Annotated in this window: 20 protein-coding genes; 7 read left to right on the top strand and 13 right to left on the bottom strand. The window is 59.0% G+C overall.

Annotated features, from left to right (window positions below):
• Both ABIB18_RS10175 and tmaR read left to right on the top strand, forming a co-directional pair.
• On the top strand, positions 1-1,059 hold the full coding sequence (locus ABIB18_RS10175) for an FUSC family protein (protein WP_069729551.1): 1,059 nt from the start codon (positions 1-3) through the stop codon (positions 1,057-1,059).
• A gap of 160 nt (positions 1,060-1,219) precedes the next feature.
• Positions 1,220-1,546, top strand: coding sequence for a PTS system regulator TmaR (gene tmaR / locus ABIB18_RS10170; protein WP_004571340.1), 327 nt, complete (start codon positions 1,220-1,222; stop codon positions 1,544-1,546).
• Between the two features lie 122 nt (positions 1,547-1,668).
• Here the strand turns inward: tmaR and ABIB18_RS10165 are convergent, their stop codons facing one another.
• Complete coding sequence (locus ABIB18_RS10165; RefSeq protein WP_031375225.1) at positions 1,669-2,730, bottom strand: LacI family DNA-binding transcriptional regulator; 1,062 nt, start codon at positions 2,728-2,730, stop codon at positions 1,669-1,671.
• Between the two features lie 95 nt (positions 2,731-2,825).
• Between ABIB18_RS10165 and ABIB18_RS10160 the strand changes: the two genes are divergently transcribed.
• Positions 2,826-3,602 (top strand): YdcF family protein, encoded by a 777-nt coding sequence (locus ABIB18_RS10160; protein ID WP_354474096.1) that lies wholly within the window; start codon positions 2,826-2,828, stop codon positions 3,600-3,602.
• 36 nt (positions 3,603-3,638) lie between these two features.
• Here the strand turns inward: ABIB18_RS10160 and ABIB18_RS10155 are convergent, their stop codons facing one another.
• Together ABIB18_RS10155 and ABIB18_RS10150 are read right to left on the bottom strand one after the other, a co-directional pair.
• Positions 3,639-4,553, bottom strand: coding sequence for a ketopantoate reductase family protein (locus ABIB18_RS10155; RefSeq protein WP_354474095.1), 915 nt, complete (start codon positions 4,551-4,553; stop codon positions 3,639-3,641).
• Positions 4,554-4,578: 25 nt separating this feature from the next.
• Positions 4,579-4,932 (bottom strand): ArsR/SmtB family transcription factor, encoded by a 354-nt coding sequence (locus tag ABIB18_RS10150; protein ID WP_046288224.1) that lies wholly within the window; start codon positions 4,930-4,932, stop codon positions 4,579-4,581.
• A 138-nt stretch (positions 4,933-5,070) separates the two neighbouring features.
• Here ABIB18_RS10150 and fusA point away from each other — a divergent pair, with 138 nt between their 5' ends.
• Positions 5,071-7,167 (top strand): elongation factor G, encoded by a 2,097-nt coding sequence (fusA, locus tag ABIB18_RS10145; RefSeq protein ID WP_354474094.1) that lies wholly within the window; start codon positions 5,071-5,073, stop codon positions 7,165-7,167.
• A gap of 34 nt (positions 7,168-7,201) precedes the next feature.
• Here fusA and ABIB18_RS10140 read toward each other — a convergent pair whose 3' ends face one another.
• Both ABIB18_RS10140 and ABIB18_RS10135 read right to left on the bottom strand, forming a co-directional pair.
• Positions 7,202-7,975: a phosphate/phosphite/phosphonate ABC transporter substrate-binding protein gene (locus tag ABIB18_RS10140; RefSeq protein ID WP_354474093.1), complete on the bottom strand. Its 774-nt coding sequence runs from the start codon at positions 7,973-7,975 to the stop codon at positions 7,202-7,204.
• Positions 7,968-8,939, bottom strand: coding sequence for a fatty acid desaturase (locus ABIB18_RS10135; RefSeq protein ID WP_046288225.1), 972 nt, complete (start codon positions 8,937-8,939; stop codon positions 7,968-7,970). The genes ABIB18_RS10140 and ABIB18_RS10135 overlap by 8 nt, the downstream gene beginning before the upstream one ends.
• Positions 8,940-9,149: 210 nt before the next feature.
• Here ABIB18_RS10135 and ABIB18_RS10130 point away from each other — a divergent pair, with 210 nt between their 5' ends.
• Both ABIB18_RS10130 and katG read left to right on the top strand, forming a co-directional pair.
• Positions 9,150-10,172 (top strand): LLM class flavin-dependent oxidoreductase, encoded by a 1,023-nt coding sequence (locus tag ABIB18_RS10130; protein WP_031375219.1) that lies wholly within the window; start codon positions 9,150-9,152, stop codon positions 10,170-10,172.
• 408 nt (positions 10,173-10,580) lie between these two features.
• Positions 10,581-12,791 carry a catalase/peroxidase HPI gene (katG, locus tag ABIB18_RS10125; RefSeq protein WP_094106276.1) on the top strand — a complete coding sequence of 737 codons (2,211 nt, stop codon included), beginning with the start codon at positions 10,581-10,583 and terminating at the stop codon, positions 12,789-12,791.
• A gap of 106 nt (positions 12,792-12,897) precedes the next feature.
• Here katG and ABIB18_RS10120 read toward each other — a convergent pair whose 3' ends face one another.
• The 8 genes from ABIB18_RS10120 to ABIB18_RS10085 are packed head-to-tail and all read right to left on the bottom strand — an operon-like array spanning position 12,898 to position 20,594.
• Positions 12,898-14,307, bottom strand: a complete 1,410-nt coding sequence (locus ABIB18_RS10120) for an FAD-binding oxidoreductase (RefSeq protein ID WP_069729556.1) — start codon at positions 14,305-14,307, stop codon at positions 12,898-12,900.
• A 25-nt stretch (positions 14,308-14,332) separates the two neighbouring features.
• Positions 14,333-15,148 (bottom strand): ABC transporter permease, encoded by an 816-nt coding sequence (locus ABIB18_RS10115; protein WP_069729557.1) that lies wholly within the window; start codon positions 15,146-15,148, stop codon positions 14,333-14,335.
• Between the two features lie 4 nt (positions 15,149-15,152).
• On the bottom strand, positions 15,153-15,980 hold the full coding sequence (locus ABIB18_RS10110; RefSeq protein ID WP_031375216.1) for an ABC transporter ATP-binding protein: 828 nt from the start codon (positions 15,978-15,980) through the stop codon (positions 15,153-15,155).
• Positions 15,977-16,960 carry an ABC transporter substrate-binding protein gene (locus ABIB18_RS10105; protein WP_069729559.1) on the bottom strand — a complete coding sequence of 328 codons (984 nt, stop codon included), beginning with the start codon at positions 16,958-16,960 and terminating at the stop codon, positions 15,977-15,979. The genes ABIB18_RS10110 and ABIB18_RS10105 overlap by 4 nt, the downstream gene beginning before the upstream one ends.
• Before the next feature lie 13 nt (positions 16,961-16,973).
• A complete protein-coding gene (locus tag ABIB18_RS10100) occupies positions 16,974-17,852 on the bottom strand; it encodes a creatininase family protein (protein WP_354474092.1) in 879 nt (292 codons plus the stop codon).
• Between the two features lie 21 nt (positions 17,853-17,873).
• The gene (locus tag ABIB18_RS10095; protein ID WP_069729560.1) at positions 17,874-18,335 is read right to left on the bottom strand and encodes a RidA family protein; all 462 of its coding nucleotides are present in this window, start codon (positions 18,333-18,335) and stop codon (positions 17,874-17,876) included.
• Positions 18,325-19,605: an amidohydrolase family protein gene (locus ABIB18_RS10090; protein WP_354474091.1), complete on the bottom strand. Its 1,281-nt coding sequence runs from the start codon at positions 19,603-19,605 to the stop codon at positions 18,325-18,327. Before ABIB18_RS10090 ends, ABIB18_RS10095 begins: the two co-directional genes overlap by 11 nt.
• Positions 19,606-19,625: 20 nt before the next feature.
• A complete protein-coding gene (locus ABIB18_RS10085) occupies positions 19,626-20,594 on the bottom strand; it encodes a PDR/VanB family oxidoreductase (RefSeq protein WP_354474169.1) in 969 nt (322 codons plus the stop codon).
• Between the two features lie 220 nt (positions 20,595-20,814).
• Between ABIB18_RS10085 and ABIB18_RS10080 the strand changes: the two genes are divergently transcribed.
• Positions 20,815-21,738, top strand: coding sequence for a LysR family transcriptional regulator (locus tag ABIB18_RS10080; RefSeq protein WP_031376326.1), 924 nt, complete (start codon positions 20,815-20,817; stop codon positions 21,736-21,738).
• Positions 21,739-21,933: the final 195 nt, after the last annotated feature.

Here is a 21,933-nt window from a genome sequence, read left to right as displayed (position 1 = left end):
TTGCGATCTGATAAGCCCATATCAAAACTTGAGTTTTGGTTCTACCGCCATTACCGCACCGTTCACGGCGTACGCATCGCTATTGCCTTTTTGCTCTGTTTTATTTTTGTCCGGGCGACGGATATTCCGGAAGGCACCTGGCCGCTGATTACGCTGGTGGTGGTGATGGGGCCGATCTCAACCTGGGGGAATGTGTTTCCGCGCGCGCTGCAGCGTATCTGCGGCACGGTGGCGGGGTCGATCTCAGGACTGATTGCCCTGAAGCTGGAGCTGATCTCCATGCCGATGATGCTGGCCTGGTGTGGCGTAGCGATGTTTATCAGCGGCTACCTGACGCTGGGTAAACATCCGTATATGGCGCTGCTGATCGGCATCACCCTCAGCGTGGTGGTCGGCGCGCCCACCGGCGATTTCACCATGGCGCTGTGGCGCGGCGGCGATGTGATTCTTGGCTCGCTGATGGCGCTGCTGTTTACCGCCATCTGGGCGCAGCGCGCCTACATTCACTGGCGAATCCAGCTCTCGGACACGCTGGCGGAGATGGCGAAAATCTACCACGCCGGTTTCTCGCCCAACCTGGTGGATAAGCCGCGCCTTAACAAGCCGCTGGGCAAATTGCTGACCAGCGTGATCAAAATGCGGGCGCTGCTGGAACCGTCAAGCAAAGAGACGCGCATCCCGAAATCGGTGCTTGAAGCCATTCAGACCATAAACCGTAATATGGTGTACACCATCGAGATGCAGATTGATGCCTGGTGGGCCTCGCGTCAGAGCCATCTGATTCTGCTTAACGCCCCGGCATTACGCCGAACCCAGCAGATGACCGAAAGCACGCTGCGTGCGCTGTCGGTGATGGCGATTGAAGGCGAAACCGACGAGGTGCTGGCTAACAGCCATGAGCTGACCGAAATCAGCGGCGAGCTGCGGCGGCTGATTGCCGAGGCGGGCAGTGAAGGACTGGAGGAGACGCCGATTTACGGTTACGTCTGGTTAAGCCTTGAGCTGGCAAAACAGCTGGAGCGGATGACCGATTTGATGCGAATGGCGCTGCGCAAATAATCACCTCAGACAATGACTTAATGTGAAACCGGGTTTCTTTGCGCTAAGATAAGGGCCAGTCCGAAATTAGCTGTGAAAATTGCGTATAAGGCTGGCTAGCCGCTAAGCTGATCGTTTTGTCTCTCTCCCTGCGTCAGCAGGCTCAAAGAAAGGTGCCATCATGGAAAATGCCAAGCAATCATTTCAGGACGTCCTGGAGTTCGTGCGTATGTTCCGCCGCAAAAACAAACTGCAGCGTGAAATTGTCGATAACGAGAAGAAAATTCGTGACAACCAGAAGCGCGTCCTGCTGTTAGACAACCTGAGCGAGTACATCAAACCCGGCATGAGCGTCGAGGCGATTCAGGAAATTATCGCCAGCATGCGTGTGGATTATGAAGACCGCGTTGATGAATACATCATCAAAAACGCCGATCTGTCGAAAGAGCGTCGTGAGCTATCGAAAAAGATCAAAGCCATGGGCGTCGGCGAACACCCGAAAGCCTGAGGCTGATAACAGAGCGTGAACGCTCCGCTCGGTTAACAGAGACCCGCTCCCCGTCAGGAGGGCGGGTTTTTTTATCGCCGGGATCGACGCTGCAGCATCATTTGCCTGGCGGCAGGAAGGCATTATTTTTCGGTCAGCTGGCGGGCAATCGCCTGAAGCTGCTGCGCCAGCGCGGTGAGATCGCGGTGTGAATCGGCGGGTGGTGCGGTGGTTTCTCTGATCACCAGCGTGGTTTCCAGCGCTTCATCACTGACTGATTCGCCCTGTAACCGCGCCAGCAGCTGCTCAACGCTGAGTACGCCCAACTGTTGTAAATCCTGCCGCACCGTGGTCAGCGGCGGCTGATACCACGCGCTCTCGGCGGTATCGTCATAGCCAATCACCGAAATCTGCCCCGGAATCGCCACGCCGTGCTGATGCAGCGCCCGCATCGCGCCCAGCGCCATCTGATCGTTCGCTACCAGCAGCGCCTGAGGTAAGGCATTCGGTAACTGTGCCAGTAGCGCCTGATAACCTGATTGCGCACTCCAGTCGCCGCGCAGGGAACAATGCGGCGTTAATTGATGATCGGCCAGCGCCTGATGCCAGGCGGCTTCACGCTGACGCGCCGACACGGACCGCTCCGGACCGTTCAGCAAGCCGATTTGCCGGTGTCCCAGCGCCACCAGGTGCTCTACCGCCGCCCGCGCGCCGTGATGATTCGGATACTGACACTGCGCCACGGCCGCCTGCGGCTCGACGTCCAGAAACAGCACCGGTTTCGCAGCGCACAGCGCCTGGATCTGCTGCGCTTCCTCCGCCTGCAGCGGCAGATTGATCAGCAATCCATCCACCCGCTGCGCCAGCAATTCATTGATGGTCGCCGCCGCGTCATTGCCGCTCTGCATAGCGATCACCAGATGATAGCCCGCTGCCGCTGCGCGCCGCTGAATCGCCGAAGCAATCTGTGCCGGGGCCATCAGCGCCAGATCGCTGGTGGCGAGACCCAGGGTGCGGGTCGCTTTACCCGCCAGCTGTTGCGCGACCCGGTTCGGCACGTAATTGAGCTGCTGCATCGCCGCTTCGACCCGTTGCCGGGTGCGGACCGAGACCTGTTCAGAACGATTAAGCACCCGTGAAACGGTTTGGTAAGAGACGCCAGCCAGTTGAGCGACATCATCAAGGGTCACAGAGCGGGAAGTCATTGATCTCTCCAGTAGATGAAGCGGCGATTGTAGCAAATTTTCCGGCTGCAGCGCTGCTGCTGCGCGCTACACTGCTCAGCAATAAGGAGAAAAATATGCAGCTTACTGAGCATGATATTGATGACATCAACCTGATCGCCAACTGGCTGGCGCTTGATCAGCTGACAGATCCGCAGCACCCCGACGCCGATCTGCTGATTCTGGCGGGCCATGCGGTGCTGCCAAATATTGAGGGCGCGGTGGCGCTGGCGAAAACCTCCGGTCTGCCGCTGCTGATCAGTGGCGGCGTCGGCCACGCCACGCCGCTGTTAGCGCAGGCGATGGCGGCAGATCCGCGCTTTCACCCGCTTGATACTCAGGGAAAGAGCGAGGCGCAGATGCTGGCGGCTATCGCGCATCGGCTGGCCGATCTGCCGCAACAGCAGCTGCTGCTGGAAGGGGAATCGCGCAACTGCGGCGAAAATGCGGCATTCAGCCAGCGGTTACTGGATAGCCGTGGCATACAGCCGCAGCAGGTCATTCTGATTCAGGACCCGTTACTGCAGCGGCGTACTGACGCCACCTTCCGCTGGCAGTGGCGCGATCGGCCGGCGGCTCCCCGCTTTATCAACTGGCCGGTTTTCATTCCACAACTGAGGCTGGAGGCGGGCCAGCCGCGCATCACCGGCGCCGCGCCGCAGGGTATGTGGTCGCTGGAGCGCTTTATCTCCCTGCTGATGGGAGAGGTGCAACGGCTGCGAAACGATGAGCAGGGCTACGGACCGCGCGGGAAAGGGTTCTTCGCGGAAGTGATACTGCCTGATCAGATTGATGCGGCGTGGCAGCGCCTGATGCGCCTTTCCGGGGTGCAGCAGCGGATTCAGGGCCGCTGAAAAGTGGCGGGCCGGCGTGATGCGGCCCGCTGGCGCTTAACGGTTCTGCAGATAGACCTGCAGATTGACATACACCGCATTCAATAAAGGCGCGCTCAGGCCATAGTGACTGGCGCGCAGCAGCAGATCGCCGATGATCTGGTCGGCTTCAATATCGAATCCCTGGCATAAATCGCGGTACATGGAGGAGGTCATCGGTGTGGCTGGATTGTTCAGCAGCTCGAAGATTTTGGCGGTCACCGCCGGGCGCGGGTGATAACCTGCAGCGCTGATTACCGTCAGGATCTCGCTAAAAACAGCCTGTAACAGCGCTTCACCGCCGTGGGATCGCAGCACCTGCTGAGTATCGCCGCGAGCCAGACAGCACACCGCGCCGAGCGTGCTGAGCAGCAGCCATTTCTCCCACAGCTCATCCATGATGTTGTCGCTGAAGCGGGTATCAACCTGACTGTCGCGCAGTGCAGCATCGACCCGCTGCAGGCGCGCATCGTTATTACCGTCGAGCGCGCCGTAATAGAGCTGATGCAGCGGCGTCATCTGGATCACTTCGCCGTTATCGCCCAGCGTAGCGTTGATTTTACACAACCCGCCGATCACCGCTTCGCGGCCAAAGCGCTGTTGCAGCGTTTCAATGTGCCGCATGCCGTTAAGGATCGGCATAATCAGCGTCTGCGGGCCGACGGCGGGTGCAATATCTTGCATCACCTGCTCGAGGGCAAAGCTTTTTACCGTCAGGATAATCAGGTCATAGTGACCGTGCAGAGAAGCCGCCTGCACCAGCTGCGGCTGCAGCGTTTCGGTGCCGCTCGGGGTCTGCAACACCAGTCCCTTTTGCTGCAACTGGCGGTAACGCCGTTCGCGCACCAGAAAGGTCACGTCCTGGCCGGCCTGGGCCAGTCGCGCGCCAAAATATCCACCGGTCGCGCCGGCACCTGCTATCAGAATGCGCATAGAATTTCCCTTTAAGTAAAAACCGTTACCTTAAAACGTCATCGCCGGGCTTGCCAGCCGGTCCGTGCGGTGAGGCATCCTGACTGATAGCCGTCAGCACGCTGGTGAGTAAGCCTGGAAAGCGATGTTCAAGATCTTCACGGCGCAGCGAAATCAGATTTTCCCGCCCCAGCGGCCGTTGCCAGATCACGCCACTGTCACGCAGAACCCGCCAGTGATGGGTCATGGTCGATTTCGCCACCTCACCACGCAACAGGCCGCAAGGCTGTTCACCTTCACGCGCCAGCGCATCAACAATAGCCAGCCGCAGCGGATTGCCCAGCGCAAACAACACATTTTCTAACCGTAACTGTTCAGTATCAGGGTGATTACTCAGCATAACGTTCCTGTCAGGGGAATGATCCGGTTAATTATAGCTCAATCTGTTCGTATGGAGTCGTACCATTAGTCTAAGCTTGCTGACATGGGTGCCTGAAAAGTGTGCACCTCTTTCCGTCAAACTGACTAAGGATACATCATGCCCCGATCCCTTCCGATCGAACGTTACCGCAACATCGGCATCTCCGCGCACATCGATGCCGGTAAAACCACCACCACCGAGCGCATTCTGTTTTATACCGGAATGAGCCACAAGCTGGGGGAAGTGCACGATGGCGCTGCAACAACCGACTGGATGGCGCAGGAGCAGGAGCGCGGCATAACCATCACCTCTGCCGCGGTCAGTTGCTTCTGGCCGGGCATGGATAAGCGCTTTGAGCCGCACCGCATCAATATTATCGACACCCCGGGCCACGTTGATTTCACCATCGAGGTCGAGCGCTCAATGCGGGTGCTGGACGGCGCGGTAATGGTGTATGACGCAGTGGGCGGCGTACAGCCGCAGTCGGAGACGGTGTGGCGGCAGGCAAATAAATATCATGTGCCGCGGCTGGCGTTCGTCAACAAAATGGATCGGCAGGGCGCCGATTTTTTCCGCGTGGTCACCATGATGCAGTCACGGCTGAAAGCCAATCCGGTGCCGATTGTGATTCCCATCGGTCGCGAAGAGCATTTCGTCGGGGTGATCGATCTGATCCGCATGCAGGCCATCTACTGGGATGAAGAGAGCCAGGGGATGACCTTCAGCTATGGTGAAATTCCGTCTGATCAGCTGGCCGAAGCGCAGAGCTGGCGTGAAAAAATGGTCGCGGCGGCGGCGGAAGCCAATGAAACCCTGACCGAAGCCTGGCTGGAGCAGGGCGATCTCAGCGAGCAGCAGGTGATTGCCGGTTTACGCCAGCGCACGCTGCTCAACCAGATCCAGCCGATGCTGTGCGGCAGTGCGTTTAAAAATAAAGGGGTACAGCGGATGCTGGATGCGGTGATCGAACTGATGCCGTCACCGGCCGATGTGCCAGCGATCAGCGGCGTGGATGAGGCCGGAAACCACGCCGAACGGCACGCTGATGATGACGAACCGTTCTCGGCGCTGGCGTTTAAGCTGATGAGCGATCCCTTTGTCGGGCAGCTGACCTTTGTACGGGTCTACTCGGGCGTGTTACGCAAGGGCGACAGCGTCTATAACGCGGTCAAAGGCAAGAAGGAGCGCATTGGCCGTATCGTGCAGATGCACGCCAACGCCCGCCATGAAATCGACGAGATACGCGCCGGGGATATTGCCGCCTGCGTCGGGCTGAAAGAGGCGACGACCGGCGAAACCCTGTGCGATCCGCACGCCATTATTACTCTGGAGCGGATGGAGTTTCCTGAACCGGTGATTTCGCTGTCGATAGAACCGAAGACCAAAGCGGACCAGGAGAAGATGGGGCTGGCGTTACAGCGGCTGGCGGCAGAAGATCCGTCGTTCCGGCTGCACACCGACGAGGAGTCAGGCCAGTCGATTATCTCCGGTATGGGCGAACTGCATCTGGAGATTATCGTCGATCGTCTGAAACGTGAATTTGGCGTAGAGGCCAATATCGGGCGGCCGCAGGTTACCTACCGTGAGACGCTGCGCAAGGCGGTGCAGGATGTTGAAGGCAAGTTTGTGCGCCAGTCGGGCGGCAAAGGGCAGTACGGCCATGTGGTGCTGAGCCTGCAACCGGGTGCGGCGGGCAGCGGGTTTGTCTTTGAGGATGCCACCAAAGGCGGGGTGGTGCCGCGCGAATATATCCCGTCAGTAGAGAAAGGGGTCCGCGAAGCGCTGAACAGCGGCGTGCTGGCGGGCTATCCGATTGTCGATATCAAAGCGACCCTGACGTTTGGCTCCTATCATGAGGTCGATTCCTCGGAGATGGCGTTCCGCATGGCAGCGATTCTCGGTTTCCGTGCGGCGGCAAAACTGGCCGATCCGGCGATTCTGGAGCCGGTAATGAAAGTGGAAGTGGAGACGCCGGAAGAGTACGCCGGCGGGATTATGGGCGATCTGTCGTCACGGCGCGGCGCGGTGCAGGGCATGGATGAGCATTTTGGCGGCCGGATTATTCGCGCCGAAGTGCCGTTGTCGGAGATGTTCGGCTACTCCACCAGCCTGCGTTCGCTGACCCAGGGGCGCGCCACCTACAGCATGGAGTTCAGCCACTACGCGCAGGCACCGCGCAACGTGGCCGATGAGATCATTGCCGCCCGTAAATAGGGCGATGCGGCAGGGAAGCCGCCTTTCTTTCAGCTCAAAGCCGGGCCACCCCATGCGCCGCCGCCTGCTGTTCAAAGCGGATTATCGTCTGATAATCCTGGCGCTGCAGCGGGCTGAATCCGCTAATCAGGCTGGCCGCACAGACTTCACGCCACGCCGGACTCGTCACCAGTTCGCCCAGCACCGACTGCAGCGTCTGGCGCTGCTGCGCCGAGGTGGAGGCCGAAGTGATGAGTGGCAACCCAGGCGCAGGCGGTGTTTCGTCGATAATGTGCAATCCCTGTAGTTCCTCTGGCGCGTACCGGGCGATCAGGGCCCAGCTGACACAATCAATGGCGGCAATATCCGCCTGATGCTGGCGCACCGCCGCCAGTGACTGACGATGCCCGCCACTCAGCACCAGCCGTGAAAACAGCACGCCCGACAGGGCCGCCACCAGGCGCAGCGCGTTATAGCCGGAGTGTGAATCGAGGCCGTTGGCCACCGCCCGGCGGGCGTGAAAATCGCTCAGCGTCGCGCCCTTATCCCGCGCCACCAGCCAGCTACGATAATCGGGTCCGCTGCAGCCTGGCGCGCTGTAGTGAAACGCGCCGACCAGCTGCACCGCAGGCAGTCGCGTCACCAGCGGATAGCCGCAGGTCTGACTCAGCAGCAGCCGATCATCCTGCCAGTGGGTAAGCAGATCGTCGGGCCAGACTGGCTGCGCCGCCGTGCCGTGCTGCGCCAGTAACGTTACTATCGCCTGGCTGAGCGCCTCAGTGGCAGGGTGATCAATGTCGTACATCGGTAATGCCAGCAGGTCAGTCATGGCGAGCCTCTTCAGAACGCCCCGGATGGGCATTAACCCCGACCGGCCGCGCCCAGAACTGACGCAGCCAGACCCGGTAGCCCGCCACGCGGAAACCGTGATTGCGCTGGTAATAGCGCTCACGGTCGCGCAGATAAAGGCGACGCAGGCCATACCAGGGCACGCCGGGCAGATCGTGATGCACTGAATGGTAGTTCAGATTCAGGAACAGGATCCGCCAGGGCAGCGCCGCCTCATTATTAACCGAACGCGCCAGCGGATCGTCAGCCGCGCGATGTTCATAAAAGGAGCGCACTTTGGTCAGCGCCAGCGCCGGATAGCTGACCGCCAGCAGATACCACAGCGGGGAGAAGCCGCACTGCGCCATGCCGTAAAACAGCAGCGCCAGCAGGCTCCAGTGCAGCAGCCACATGCCGATGGCGGCCCGCTCACCGTGACGAAACGCCTGCCACATCGCCCTGAAAGTGCCGCAGATATCCAGCAACGGAGCCAGCAGCAGACGGCCAAAAAAGGTATTACGCAGGTGGATCAGCTGCTGCTGCCACGGCGACAGCTGCGCCCAGCGTGCGGCGGACAGGTAGTAACTTTCCGGATCGTCATCCGGTTCGGTCAGGGTGTGATTGCGGTGATGGGCCAGATGAGAATCGCGGTAGAGGCCAAACGGAAACCACACCGCCAGCGGCAGGATGCCGAACAGCTGATTGATCCGCGGCCAGCGCGTCGGATGGCCGTGGATCAGCTCATGCTGCAGCGACATATACCAGGCGGTGAAGCCAGTCAGCAGCAGGGTAGCGGGCAGCCGTCCGAGGATCTGCCAGCCGAGCAGCGTGCCGAACCAGCCGCCATAGACCGCGACGATCAGCAGCCAGGTGGGCAGTTCAGTGCGCCATAACCAGCTGCGCGAGAGCTGTTGCAGCAGGGCGCGCTGCTGCGGATGAAGGTAAGCGGCACGGCTTTTTTGCATGATCGACCTGGCAGAAGAGGAACAGAGAGCCACAGTGAAATAAACGCTGCGCAAAGACAAAGACGTTATTTTTCTTAGCTATGTCGAAAATCCTGAATATGGCGCTGAAAGATATTGACTATCAGTGGTGACGACGACGGCGTAACCTTTGCCTATCGAAAACCGCCTTAGCATGTGTGGGCCACTTTTGCCCGCCAGGAGAAGTAACAGATGAAAAAGATTGGCTTTTTATCCTTCGGTCACTGGACGCCCTCTTCACAGTCAGCCACCCGTTCGGCGCAGGATGTGTTACTGCAGTCGATTGACCTGGCGGTTGCAGCCGAAGAGCTGGGCGCAGACGGAGCTTACTTTCGCGTGCACCATTTTGCCCGCCAGCTGAGTTCGCCGTTCCCGCTGCTGGCGGCGGTCGGTGCCCGTACCAAAAATATTGAAATCGGTACCGGCGTGATCGACATGCGCTATGAAAACCCGCTCTATATGGTGGAAGATGCCGGTTCAGCCGACCTGATTTCCAACGGCCGTTTGCAGCTCGGCCTGAGCCGTGGCTCGCCTGAGCAGGTGGTGGATGGCTGGCGCTATTTTGGCTTTGAGCCAAAAGCGGGCGAGACCGACGCTGATATGGGGCGTCGTCATACCGAAGAGTTTCTGGAAGTGCTGCGCGGTGAAGGCTTTGCCAAACCGAATCCGCAGCCGATGTTCCCGAATCCGCCGGGCCTGCTGCGCCTTGAACCGCTGTCTGAAGGGCTGCGTGACCGCATCTGGTGGGGCTCCGGCTCCAACGCCACTGCAGAGTGGGCAGCAAAAATGGGCATGAACCTGCAAAGTTCGACCCTGAAAGATGATGAAACCGGCGAACCGTTCCACATCCAGCAGGCGAAGCAGATCCGTGCCTACCGTGAAGCGTGGAAAGCCGCCGGCCATCAGCGAGAGCCACGGGTTTCGGTCAGCCGCAGCATTTTTGCGCTGGTCAATGACATGGACCGCGCCTACTTCGGCCGCAGCGGTAGCGACCAGGATTCGGTGGGATTCCTCGACGAAAAAACCCGCGCCATCTTTGGCCGCAGCTATGCCGCTGAACCGGAGCAGTTAATTAAGCAACTGGCGCAGGATGAAGCGATTGCTGAAGCCGATACGCTGCTGCTGACCGTGCCGAACCAGCTTGGGGTGGCGTATAACGCGCATGTGATTGAGGCGATACTGAAGTATGTCGCGCCGGAACTCGGCTGGCGTTAATACCGTTCCCGACCCAGCGCCTTAGTGATAAGGCGCTGTTCATCTCATTCTGTAGTGATCCCTGCCGCTCTCCGCATCCTCTTTTATCCCTGATCTGATTTCAACACCGCAGGTGCTGGCCCGGCATTTCAGCCTGAATCAGCAGGCGATAGCGCCACTTTTGCCAATCATGATCGCCGTCACGCTGCTGATTATTATTTGGCAGACGCGATCCCTGGCGGCAAGGGTAATGGTATTTTTAACCGCTTCGCCTGAACTGACCGGCGCGGTTCTTTTTTAATCGTTAAAACCTTTTTCAGCTAATCATATTCAAAGGGTCAGGCTATCAAAGGTATAGGATGAGACAGGTGTGCCTTTTTCAAAAGCCACTATAGAGTAGCGCTGAGAATACATAAAAGAGGTGTGACCATGAGCAATTCTGTTGATGAAGATGCAAAAGATGCAAAGCCTATTGTCGAAGCCGATCGCGAAGCAGCGGCAGGTAAATGTCCTTTTCATGCAGGAAAGGCCAATCAGACATCAGGCGGCGGCACGTCCAACCGTGACTGGTGGCCTAACCAGCTGCGTGTCGACCTGCTGAACCAGCACTCATCCCGCTCTAACCCATTGGGCGAGTCGTTCGACTACCGTAAAGAATTTGCCAAATTAGACTACGCTGCGCTAAAAGCCGATCTCAAAGCCTTGCTCACTGAGTCACAAGCCTGGTGGCCTGCCGACTGGGGCAGCTACATCGGTCTCTTCATCCGTATGGCCTGGCACAGCGCCGGTACCTATCGCGCAGTAGACGGTCGCGGTGGTTCAGGCCGCGGCCAGCAGCGCTTCGCTCCATTAAACTCGTGGCCCGATAACGTCAGCCTGGATAAAGCGCGCCGTCTGCTGTGGCCGGTGAAGCAGAAGTACGGTCAGAAAATTTCCTGGGCCGACCTGTATATCCTGGCGGGTAACGTGGCGCTGGAAAATTCCGGCTTCCGCACCTTTGGTTTTGGTGCCGGACGTGAAGATGTCTGGGAACCGGATATGGACGTCAACTGGGGCGATGAAAGCACCTGGCTGGAACACCGTCATCCGGAATCGCTGGCACAGTCACCGCTCGGCGCGACCGAAATGGGGCTGATCTACGTTAACCCTGAAGGCCCGGAACACAGCGGCGATCCGGCGTCAGCCGCTCCGGCCATTCGTGCGACCTTCGGCAATATGGGAATGAACGATGAAGAGATCGTTGCCCTGATCGCTGGTGGCCATACGCTGGGCAAAACCCACGGTGCCGGTTCGGCCGAGCACGTTGGCGTTGATCCGGAAACCGCACCGATTGAAGCACAGGGTCTGGGCTGGGCAAGCAGCCACGGCACCGGCGTGGGTGCCGATGCGATTACCTCGGGTCTGGAAGTGATCTGGTCGCAGACGCCGACCCAGTGGAGCAACTACTTCTTCGAGAACCTGTTCAAATATGAGTGGGTGCAGACCCGCAGCCCGGCCGGTGCCATCCAGTTTGAAGCGATCGACGCGCCAGAGATCATTCCTGATGCGTTTGACCAGACGAAGAAACGTAAGCCGACCATGCTGGTCACCGATCTGACCCTGCGTTTCGATCCGGAATTCGAGAAAATATCGCGTCGTTTTTACAACGATCCGCAGGCATTCAATGAAGCTTTTGCCCGCGCCTGGTACAAGCTGACGCACCGTGATATGGGGCCAAAAGCGCGTTATATCGGTCCGGAAGTGCCGAAAGAAGATCTGATCTGGCAGGACCCGCTGCCGACACCGGTTTATCATCCGACCGGCGCCGACATCGCGCAGCTGAAAGAGAAGATTGCGGCCGCTGGCCTGAGCGTCAGTGAACTGACCTCGGTTGCCTGGGCGTCAGCCTCAACCTTCCGTGGCGGTGACAAACGCGGCGGTGCCAACGGCGCGCGCCTGGCGCTGCTGCCGCAACGCGAGTGGGACGTTAACGCCAATGCGGCCCGGGTATTGCCGAAGCTGGAAGCGCTGCAGCGGGAATTCAATAAAGTCTCGCTGGCCGATGTCATTGTGCTGGCCGGAGTGGTTGGGATTGAGCAGGCGGCGAAAGCGGCCGGCGTTGAGATTGAGGTGCCCTTTATCCCGGGCCGGGTCGATGCGCGTCAGGATCAGACCGATATCGAATCGTTTGAGTTGCTGAAACCTCGCGCTGACGGTTTCCGTAACTACGGTCGCGGATACGGCAAAACCACCACCGAGCACCTGCTGATTGATAAAGCACAGCAGCTGACGCTGACGGTGCCGGAATTAACGGTACTGATTGGCGGGATGCGCGCGCTGGGAACCAACTATGACGGCAGCCAGCACGGCGTCTTCAGCCGCAGCGTCGGTGAACTGAACACCGATTTCTTCATCAACCTGCTGGATATGCGTATTGAATGGAAAGCCATTGATGGCTCCAGCGAGCAGTTCGAAGGACGCGATCGCCTGACCGGTGAAGTCCGCTTTACCGCCACCCGCGCTGACCTGGTATTCGGCTCCAATGCGGTGTTACGCGCGTCGGCGGAAGTCTATGCCAGCAGCGATGCCAAAGAGAAGTTCGTCAAGGACTTCGTCGCTGCCTGGACCAAAGTGATGAACCTGGATCGGTTCGAGCTCTGATGGCTTACGATTAACCACTGAAAGGCAAAACCCGCTTAGTGATAAGCGGGTTTTTTTATATCAGCGATGACAGCGATGCCGTTGCAGCCGGCTGATCAGGGCGCGCTCAGGGTGAAGGGCGGCGCAACGCCAGCGGATCGTCATCCAGCACCAGCGTATCGCGCAGTTCCCAGCCTTTGAGTTTGCCGGGATTGAGTAATCCATCCGGGTCCAGACACTGTTTAACCGAGACCACCGCCGGTTTGATCTCTCCCTGTTTGCCTTCTTCAATCTGATAAACATGCGGATTATTGATCCGGACGCCGTTGGCGCGAAAAGCGTTCATGATCTCGTTCAGTCGCGCGTCACTGCTGTAGCGCACCAGTTGCAGGCCGCTGGCGGTCAGATTGCCGTCAGCGTCACGCAGAAACTCAATATGCGACATCACCTCATCACCCAGCAGAGCGGCCATGTCGATAATCTGCTGGCGATAACAGGCCGGGTTAAACGCGGTCTGTAAATAGGTCAGGGTATTGTCAACTTTTAGCGCGTGCAGGGTAGTGTGGTTCCAGCAATATTCCATCAGTGACGCATTCGCATCGCGAGCGGCGCTGGCAGACTGCCGCAGCGCACTCTTTCCGCGATATTTTTCCAGCAGGCCCGCCGCTAACCCGTCACTTTCCTGCCCAATCACGCTGATCACCGCATGCTGATCCGCCTGATAATGGCCGCTGAGATGGGTGAAGTAGCCGGGGATCGGCGCGGCGAATAACGCCAGCTGACGTTTCACCAGTCCTGGTGAGCGGGCGAAGGCATTAGCGTAATCCAGCGCGTCGGTAAAGTCGTCGAACACGTCCAGCCGCTCTATCCAGTCATGTACCGGTGCCAGCGCCAGTTCAACCTCCAGCACGATACCGTTACTGCCGTAAGCGTGATGCAGCAGCAGCGCCTGCGGTGCCGGAACCTGCAGAATGCGTGGTTCCGCTTCCACGGTCATCACTTTCACGCTGAGTACGTTTCCGGCGGCGGCCAGCGGGCCATAGTTGATTGAGCCGATGCCGCCAAAGCCGCCACCGTACAGCCCGCCCAGCGTGGCAAGGCGATAGGTCGAAGGCATGCAGCGCAGTTCCCAGCCGGTCGGACGGGTCAGGGCTTCAATCTCCGCCAGCCGCATCCCGGCCTGCGCGCGGACCACGCCAGGGGTGAGTTCACACAGCTGATTAAAGCCGGTCATATCGACCAGAATGCCGCCCGCCAGCGGCACCAGCTGACCATAGTTACCGGTTGCTCCGCCGCGCAGGATCAGCGGTAGCTGATGGCGGACGCAGGCTTTGACCAGCAGGCTCAGCTCCTCTTCACTGCGCGGTCTGACCACCGCATCGGCCTGTTTATCTTCCAGTTGCCGTTTCAGTAGCGGGCTGAACCAGTGAAAATCGCGTGACAGGCGTTTAACTCTGGCGGCCTGCAAAGTCCAGTCGAGATCGGGAAGCGCCTGCTGTATCAGGGCAAGCGCGTGCTGACGGTGTTCGCTGTGCATAATTTTCCTGCCTGAAAATAGGGAGTTAATGAGACTGAACCGCTTCGCTCTCATGCCAGGCGGAGAGGGCGCGACGGGAAATCCACGACATCATGCCAAACAGCGCAATACCGGCGAGGGAGATCAGCAGCAGCGCCGCAAACATCAGCGGAATGTCCAGCTGATAGCCCGCTTGCAGGATCTGGTAGGCCAGCCCGGTATTATTCCCGCCGGTGCCCGCCACGAACTCGGCAACCACCGCTCCGATCAGCGACAGCCCGCTGGAAATTCGTAGCGCACCAAAAAAGTAGGGCAGCGCGGACGGAATGCGCAGACGAATCAGCACCTGCAGACGACTGGCGCGGCTCAGCCTGAAGTAGCTCAGCAGCCCCGGCGAAACGCTGCGCAATCCCTGGGTGGTGTTGGAAATAATCGGGAACACCGCCATCAGCGTTGAACAGACCACCAGCGACAGGGTGGTGTCTTTGACCCAGATAATAATCAGCGGCGCGATGGCGACGATCGGCGTCACCTGCAGAAAGACGATGTAGGGAAACAGGGCGGTTTCGACAAAGCGATTCTGCACCAGCACGAAAGCCACGGCGGCACCGATGATGATCGAGAGTAAAAACGAGATCAGGGTGATTTTCAGGGTGAAAAGCAGCGCCATCATCAGCGAGCCGAAGTGGGTCCACAGGCTTTGCAGCATCACCAGCGGTGACGGCACCAGAAACTGCGGGATATTGAAATAGCTCACCCATCCCTGCCACAACAGCACCACGACCACCGCCACAACGGTGGGATAAAACACTTTACGAAAGCCGGGATTAGCCATCCACGGAGAAGATTTTTGCGTCTGCATGGTATTACTCCATTCCCGATTGGCTGGCTTGCAGCAGGCTATCCTGCAGTTGCTTCGCATAACGTGAAAAGGCCGGACTGACGCGGAAATCTTCGCTGCGCGGGAACGGCTCATTGATGGCGATATCTTCCACCACCCGGCCCGGCCGGGCAGCCATCATGATCACCCGCTGCGACAGAAAAACCGCTTCGTGAATTGAGTGAGTCACGAACACCACCGTCAGGCCCTGTTCACGCCACAGCCGCAGCAGGTCGCTGTCGAGTTTATTGCGGGTGATTTCGTCGAGCGCGCCAAAGGGTTCATCCATTAGCAGCAGTTTCGGGCGCGTCACCAGCCCACGGGCAATCGAGACCCGCATCTGCATGCCACCGGAGAGTTCACGCGGCAGGACCCGGGCAAATTTACCCAGCCCGACCAGTTCCAGCGCCTCGGCAACGCGGGTATTAGCTTCGGCCCGCGGTACGCCCGCCAGATCCAGCGGCAGACGGACGTTGTTTTGCACCGTGCTCCAGGGCATCAGCGTCGCTTCCTGGAACACGAAGGAGAGCGGGACCTGGGCGCTTTCCCGGCTGTCACGACGCCACAACACCAGTTTGCCGTCGCTGGGCTCGGTCAGCCCGGCGACCATTTTCAGCAGGGTGCTTTTGCCACAGCCCGACGGACCGAGCAGGGTGACAAATTCGCCCTGATGAATGGTGAGATTGACCGGCAGCAGGGCGCGGGTGCCGTTGCTGTAAATCTTCTCTGCCGACAGCACTTCGATCGCCGGCTCTGCCTGCGGCGTGGCTGCGCGAACGTCGCGCATCACGGTGAGGTTGGGGACAGTATTCATGGCATAACCTTCGCGTCTTTAATCATATCGAGGGTATAGGTCTGGCCGAACGGCACTTTCTCCGCGTCGATCAGCTTGTTTTTAACCAGCATGTCCCAGCTCTTTTTCAGCCGCGATTCCGTGATGATGCCGATACCGCCGGTTTGTGCGTCGCCGCCCGTCACCAGCTGATATTTCTTCATCTGCGCGATACCAAAAGCGATCTGGTCGGCGGTCATCTGCGGGTTATCTCTGGCGATCAATGCATTGCCGGCGGTCGGGTCCTGTAGATAAGCTTTCCAGCCCTGCATGGAGGCTTTAACGAAGGCGGCTACCGCAGCCGGGCGTTGTTTAACCGTGTCGGCCATGCAGATAATCGAGTTGCCATACGGCGGGTAGCCCCAGTCGCTCAGCATGTAGACGTAAAACGGTTTGCCGCCTTTCTCAATCGAGAATGGTTCAGAGGTGACGTATCCCTGCTGCACCAGATTGCGGTCGGCGAGGAAAGGCTGGACGCTGAAGGTGTAGGGACGGATTTTCACCTTCTCCAGTCCGAGTTCGCTTTTTGCCCACGGCCAGAACGAGTTATAAGCCTCGGTGGCCAGCAGGAAAGTTTTGTCTTTCAGCTGCTGAGGCTGGTCGACTTTGTCATGGCTGATAAATACCGTCGGTGAATGCTGAAACACCGTAGCGACCGTGACGGCGTGCACCCCAGCCTCCCAGGTCTCCAGCGCCTGGCCGTTGTCACCCAGCGTACAGTCTGCGCGTCCGGCCGCCATCAGTTGCATCACGTTCACCTGTGGCCCGCCCATGTTGATGCTGACATCCAGCCCGGCTTTTTTGTACAGCCCGCTAGCCTGAGCCTGATAAAAGCCACCGTGCTCCGCCTGCGCGTACCAGTTAGTCAGGAAGGTAAACTTCTCTTCCGCCATGCCGGAAGCAGAGACCCCGGCCAGCATCAGAGCAAGCAGGGAGAAAGTCGATTTACGCCCAATTTTCATCGTAACTACTCCACTATTCAGAGGCCAAAGAAGACGGAGGAGTAAAGCCGGTTTGCACAAAACCGCTCCAGTGCTGTTTTCCCCAGGTGGGTTCGCTGCGCACCGGCCAGCTCATCTGGTGGATTTCGGTGATCGCCTGCGCCCAGCTTGCGGCCAGCGAATCAAGGATTGCGTGACCCTGTTCTGCGGTGGCACCGGTCGGATCGCCAATTACGCCGCTCGGTCCGAAATCGTAAGAGACCCAGGCGGCCGCCGGGCGACCGGCGGAGAGCGTCGGGCAGGGGAATTCCGGCGGATAACTGGCCACCGCCTGGTCGGGGTGGACGCATTCCGGTGCCAGCGCCAGCATCACCGCGGTTTCGCTGTGACCGGCATGCATCGCCATTTTCTGCTCCCGGGCGCTGAGGAACTGGTTTTCGACGTTCGGCACCCGAAACACGTCGTGCGGGATGATGATCATATCGCCGTGACGCAGACGCATTTCCCGTGCCGCCATTTGCAGCACCTGCGGCTGTCCGCCGTGACCGTTGATCATCAGCAGCTTGCGGAAGCCAGCGCGGTAAAGCGATTCAGCGATCTCCAGCACGGTTTGCAGCAGGGTGTCGCCGGTTAAGGTCAGCGTGCCGGGGAAATTCAGATGTTCATCCGATTTGCCGTAGGTAATCGGCGGAATGGCGTAAGCCGGGATGGTTTTTGGCAGTCTGGCCAGCGCATGGCCCGCCACGCCGGAGGCGATCACGCTGTCGACCGAACAGGGCAGATGCGGACCGTGCTGCTCAATCGCGCCGGTCGGCAGAACAATCACCGTGTTGGCTTTGTCGGGCAGAGCCGCGATGGCCGTCCAGCTCAGAAAAGGCAGAAAACGCGCTGCAGGAATATAACCGTTAATCATGCTGTGCCTCGTAGTCGGAGATTAGGGGGTTAGCGGTAACCAGGCGGTGGCTTCCACTTCAATCAGCACCTCGGCGCTCGGCAGCATTTCACTGACCTGCACCACGGTTGAAACCGGCGGTTGTCCGTCATAAAACAGCTTTCTGACCCGGCTGTAGCAGGGAAAGTGATCGAGATTGCGGAAGTACTGCACCAGCTTGATCACATCGCTCATCTGTCCGCCCGCCTGTTGCACGGTGTGGCGAATGCTTTCCAGCACATACCAGCTCTGCGCGAGGATCGGCCCCTGTCTGGCGTCGGTCGAGAACTCGCCGGTTTCGCCAACTAACTGACGGACTTCAACCGGGATATCCTTAAAGCCGCGCACGATAGTGCCGCTCTGCGGATTAACCGGAATGATGCCGGAGAGAAAGACAAAATCACCGGCCCGACGCCAGGCGGCATAGTGGGCGAGCGGTTTGCCCGCACCCTCTTCAAGACTCATGGGATATCTCCTGCTGCCAGATACGTTGATGGGTCAGCCTGCCGTGATGGATAACCTGGCGGGCTGCGCTGTTTAACGGCCAGCTGGCGCTGTCGCTGCCCGGGAACAGCACCAGCGTAGCGTCGCTGCCCGGTGACAGCGGCGGTGGGGCTGAGTGCGCGCCGGTCAGGGCGGCGGCATCACAAATCAGCCGCGAATGCTGGTCAAAAACGTTGTTCAGCTGCAAAGCGAACAGCGCGCAGCTCAGGGTATCCAGCGGGTCATAACTGCCTGCCGGACAAAAGGCATCCTGAACGTTGTCACAGCCGATCAGCAGTGGAACGCCTGCCGTCTGCGCCTCTTTCAGCAGGGTAATGCCGCGCTGACGCGGCGTGCGTCCGGTTACCGCATCCTGCAACAGCAGGTTGGTCATCGGCAGGGCAATCAGCGTGACGGCGTGGGCAGCCAGTTGCCGCAGTACCTGCTGCGCCTGCAGTTCACTGCCGGACGCCAGCGCGCAGCCGTGGCTGCAACAGATGTGGCCGCTGAAGCTGTTTTCAGCCAGGTAGTGCGCCAGCCAGCTCAGGCCGTGGGCCACTGGCGAAAGCTCTTCATCAATATGCAAATCCAGATCCAGCTGCCAGCGGGCGGCGCTGCGCATCAGGTGGGTCATCGCCGCCGGGTCCCAGTTTGAGGAGTGGATAAAGCCGCCCAGCAGGCAACCGGCGCCGCTCTGCGCCACCGCGCGGGCGATGCGGTCAGCGCTCCCGGCATCAGCGAACAGGCTCAGCGGCACCAGCGCCACCCGTTCCAGCGTGATGCCGGGAGGTGCCATGCCAGCCAGTTCCGTCCAGGCCAGCGGAGGGCGATCGTCAAACCAGTCGATATGGCTGCGCAAACGGGTCACGCCGTTGGCGGCCGCCCAGCCGAAAGCCCGGCCGGCACGCTGTTGAAGGTCCGACGCCGTCCAGTGCTGGCGATCCTGATGCAGGGTTTCAATGGCGGCCAGCAGGCCCGGTTTTGACGGACGGCTGCGGGCGAGGGTGAAGGTTTTATCGAGGTGCGCATGCGGTTCAATCAGCCCCGGCAGCGCCAGTGCGCCATCCACCGGCCACAGATCGCTCTGATCGGGCCGGGCTGGCGTCAGCGCAGTAATTTTGCCAGCCGCAAAGCGCAGATCGGCCAGCACCGGCTCACCGGCTTCACGCGGCCAGTCCGCCGGCAGCAGCCAGGCGGGGAGGCGAACGCTGGCAAGGCCAGCAAGCGGTGCATCGGACCGGGCAACAGACATGATAAGACTCCGCGCTGAGATTAAAGGTCGAGCACCAGAACCGGCGTTCTGGATCGGGAGCAGCACAAGGTTATCTGCGTATTCTCCGCTTTCTCTTCGGCAGTCAGCACGCAGTCACGATGATCGGGAATACCGTCGATTACCTCAGTGATGCAGGAACCACATATTCCCTGTTCGCACGACAGCATAATATCGACCCGGGCGCTTAATAAGACTTCGGCAATAGTCTGCTGCGGGCTGACTAAATAGCGGGTGCCGGTAGAATTGAGCTGGATATAAAAGGCGCTGTCGCTGGCGCTATTATTTAGCGCTGCATTGCTGAATCGCTCAAAAATCAATTGATCCGGTTGCCAGCCATGCTGCTGCATAAGGTGCTGCAGATGCTGAATAAAGCCGTCCGGGCCGCAGGCTATTATCCGGGTCTGTGGATCGGGCTGCGATAAACACGGCGGCGTATTCACACGCAGAGAATCGTTTGCGCTGCTGTGATGAAAATAAACCTGGTCTGCTAATCGCGGTGCGGTTAATCGCGGCACAAACGCCGCCTGTTCTGGCGACGAGATAAAATAATGCAGTTCATAGTCAAACCCTTGTCGGGCAAGCTGTTCCGCCATCGGCAACAGTGGGGTAATACCGATTCCACCGGCAAACAGCAGATAGCGTCCCGCGTCGGGCAGCGGGAAATGATTGCGCGGTGCTGAGATTTCCAGCGCATCGCCAGGCCGTAAATGGTGATGAATATAATGCGATCCGCCGCTGGAGAGGTCTGCCCGCTTCACGCAGATCTCGTAATATTCACCGCCGTGGCTTTCGCTGCAAAGTGAATACTGGCGCGGCCCGATTTGCGGAATGAAAACGTCAATGTGCGCGCCCGGTAAATAAGCCGGTAATAAACCACCGCGCCGGGCAATAAGCTGTAATGAAAGATTGCCGACACCATTAATATGGACAGCGCTGATCGTGACTGGAATAAGTCCGGACTCTTTCATCATTATTTACCGTCTGTGCTTAAAGAGAGCAGTGATAAAAAAGCAGGTCATCGTCGCTGCCGCCTGACCGGCGGTGCTATCACCCAGCGCTGCGCAACAGCAGCCAGCTGAGTGATGAAACGATTGTTCCCGTTGCCATGAAATCTACGTTATTGTGATAAAACTGTTGCGTCCAGCGCTTTGATTCGCACATCCCGTTGCATAAAAGAGAGCACTCCCTATGTTTGCCTTCTCCCGATTTCTGCTCTATTTCACTGAAGTGGCCCGTCAGGGATCGTTTCGCAAGGCGTCTGAAAGCCTGCACGTGGCGGCGTCGTCGATCGATCGGCAAATCCTGCGGGTTGAGAAAGAGCTGGCGATGCCGCTGTTTGAGCGTCACCCCAGCGGCCTGCGGCTGACCGCAGCGGGCGAACTGCTGCTGCACGCCGCCAGTAACTGGAAAAAGGATTTTTCGCGGGTCTGCGAACAACTGGATGACCTGCGTGGACTGCGACGCGGCCATGTGCGCATCGCCACCATCGACGCGATTAACCGGCAGTTTTTCTCGTCAATGCTCAGACAGGTGCATCTCGACTATCCGAACATCTCTTTCACCCTGACCACCATGAACAACGTCGATATTCAGCAGGCGCTGATGTCGGGTGATGCCGATTTCGGGGTGATGCTGAACCCGCAATCGTCACGCGAACTGCAGGTGCGGGCCTTTGCCGAGATCGATCTGGGGATTGTGGTCCCGACCGGCCATCCGCTCAGCAGCAAAAGCGGGGTGCGGTTTAACCAGTGCAGTGAGTATCCGTTTATCCTGCCTTCTGCCCCGCTGATGCTGGCTGAACCGGTGCAGGCGCTGATCAACATCCATGGCGAGATGATCAACGAGGTGGCGGTCTCCAATAACATCCACATGATCCGCTCGCTGATCAAAGAGAAAATCGGCATCGGCATTCTCTGCTGGCTCGATATCATGGATGAGGTGGAAAGCGACGAACTGCAGTTTATTCCGCTGACCGATCCGCAACTCAAAACCTTCACCCTGTCACTGTGCGTCGCCCCGGCAAGGCAGCTGTCGCTGGCGGCGTCGATGATGCTCAAACAGCTGGAAATGCTGTTCAGCCAGATTCAGACGCCCGGACGCCAGCGGCCCTGACGCTGCACCAGTATGGTGCTGGTTGCTCCTTAATGAATCAAAGGTTGCAGCGCCGCCTCCGCCGATCGCCGCGCAGCCCTTAAGCCGCGCCGATCGGCTAACCTGGCATCCTTTTTGTATAACTCACTGTGAGTAGAAGCGGTCAGTGCAGGCAACTGCGCGGGACATTGCTCAGCCACCATTTCGCGGTTCATG

Source organism: Pantoea sp. UYEF8, from assembly GCF_040546285.1.
Taxonomy (GTDB): domain Bacteria; phylum Pseudomonadota; class Gammaproteobacteria; order Enterobacterales; family Enterobacteriaceae; genus Pantoea; species Pantoea brenneri.
Note: the sequence above shows the minus strand (reverse complement) of the source record. Positions and strands in the feature narration are given on the sequence as shown.

What these genes read in the sequence shown, in the direction of transcription:
- ABIB18_RS10115 (WP_069729557.1), bottom strand. Translation starts at nt 15,148, where the DNA reads ATGCAGACGCAAAAATCTTCTCCGTGGATGGCTAATCCCGGCTTTCGT.
- tmaR (WP_004571340.1), top strand. Translation starts at nt 1,220, where the DNA reads ATGGAAAATGCCAAGCAATCATTTCAGGACGTCCTGGAGTTCGTGCGT.
- ABIB18_RS10090 (WP_354474091.1), bottom strand. Translation starts at nt 19,605, where the DNA reads ATGTCTGTTGCCCGGTCCGATGCACCGCTTGCTGGCCTTGCCAGCGTT.
- ABIB18_RS10120 (WP_069729556.1), bottom strand. Translation starts at nt 14,307, where the DNA reads ATGCACAGCGAACACCGTCAGCACGCGCTTGCCCTGATACAGCAGGCG.
- katG (WP_094106276.1), top strand. Translation starts at nt 10,581, where the DNA reads ATGAGCAATTCTGTTGATGAAGATGCAAAAGATGCAAAGCCTATTGTC.
- ABIB18_RS10085 (WP_354474169.1), bottom strand. Translation starts at nt 20,594, where the DNA reads ATGAAAGAGTCCGGACTTATTCCAGTCACGATCAGCGCTGTCCATATT.
- ABIB18_RS10105 (WP_069729559.1), bottom strand. Translation starts at nt 16,960, where the DNA reads ATGAAAATTGGGCGTAAATCGACTTTCTCCCTGCTTGCTCTGATGCTG.
- ABIB18_RS10160 (WP_354474096.1), top strand. Translation starts at nt 2,826, where the DNA reads ATGCAGCTTACTGAGCATGATATTGATGACATCAACCTGATCGCCAAC.
- ABIB18_RS10080 (WP_031376326.1), top strand. Translation starts at nt 20,815, where the DNA reads ATGTTTGCCTTCTCCCGATTTCTGCTCTATTTCACTGAAGTGGCCCGT.
- ABIB18_RS10135 (WP_046288225.1), bottom strand. Translation starts at nt 8,939, where the DNA reads ATGCAAAAAAGCCGTGCCGCTTACCTTCATCCGCAGCAGCGCGCCCTG.
- ABIB18_RS10165 (WP_031375225.1), bottom strand. Translation starts at nt 2,730, where the DNA reads ATGACTTCCCGCTCTGTGACCCTTGATGATGTCGCTCAACTGGCTGGC.
- ABIB18_RS10150 (WP_046288224.1), bottom strand. Translation starts at nt 4,932, where the DNA reads ATGCTGAGTAATCACCCTGATACTGAACAGTTACGGTTAGAAAATGTG.
- ABIB18_RS10155 (WP_354474095.1), bottom strand. Translation starts at nt 4,553, where the DNA reads ATGCGCATTCTGATAGCAGGTGCCGGCGCGACCGGTGGATATTTTGGC.
- ABIB18_RS10130 (WP_031375219.1), top strand. Translation starts at nt 9,150, where the DNA reads ATGAAAAAGATTGGCTTTTTATCCTTCGGTCACTGGACGCCCTCTTCA.
- ABIB18_RS10095 (WP_069729560.1), bottom strand. Translation starts at nt 18,335, where the DNA reads ATGAGTCTTGAAGAGGGTGCGGGCAAACCGCTCGCCCACTATGCCGCC.
- fusA (WP_354474094.1), top strand. Translation starts at nt 5,071, where the DNA reads ATGCCCCGATCCCTTCCGATCGAACGTTACCGCAACATCGGCATCTCC.
- ABIB18_RS10140 (WP_354474093.1), bottom strand. Translation starts at nt 7,975, where the DNA reads ATGACTGACCTGCTGGCATTACCGATGTACGACATTGATCACCCTGCC.
- ABIB18_RS10100 (WP_354474092.1), bottom strand. Translation starts at nt 17,852, where the DNA reads ATGATTAACGGTTATATTCCTGCAGCGCGTTTTCTGCCTTTTCTGAGC.
- ABIB18_RS10110 (WP_031375216.1), bottom strand. Translation starts at nt 15,980, where the DNA reads ATGAATACTGTCCCCAACCTCACCGTGATGCGCGACGTTCGCGCAGCC.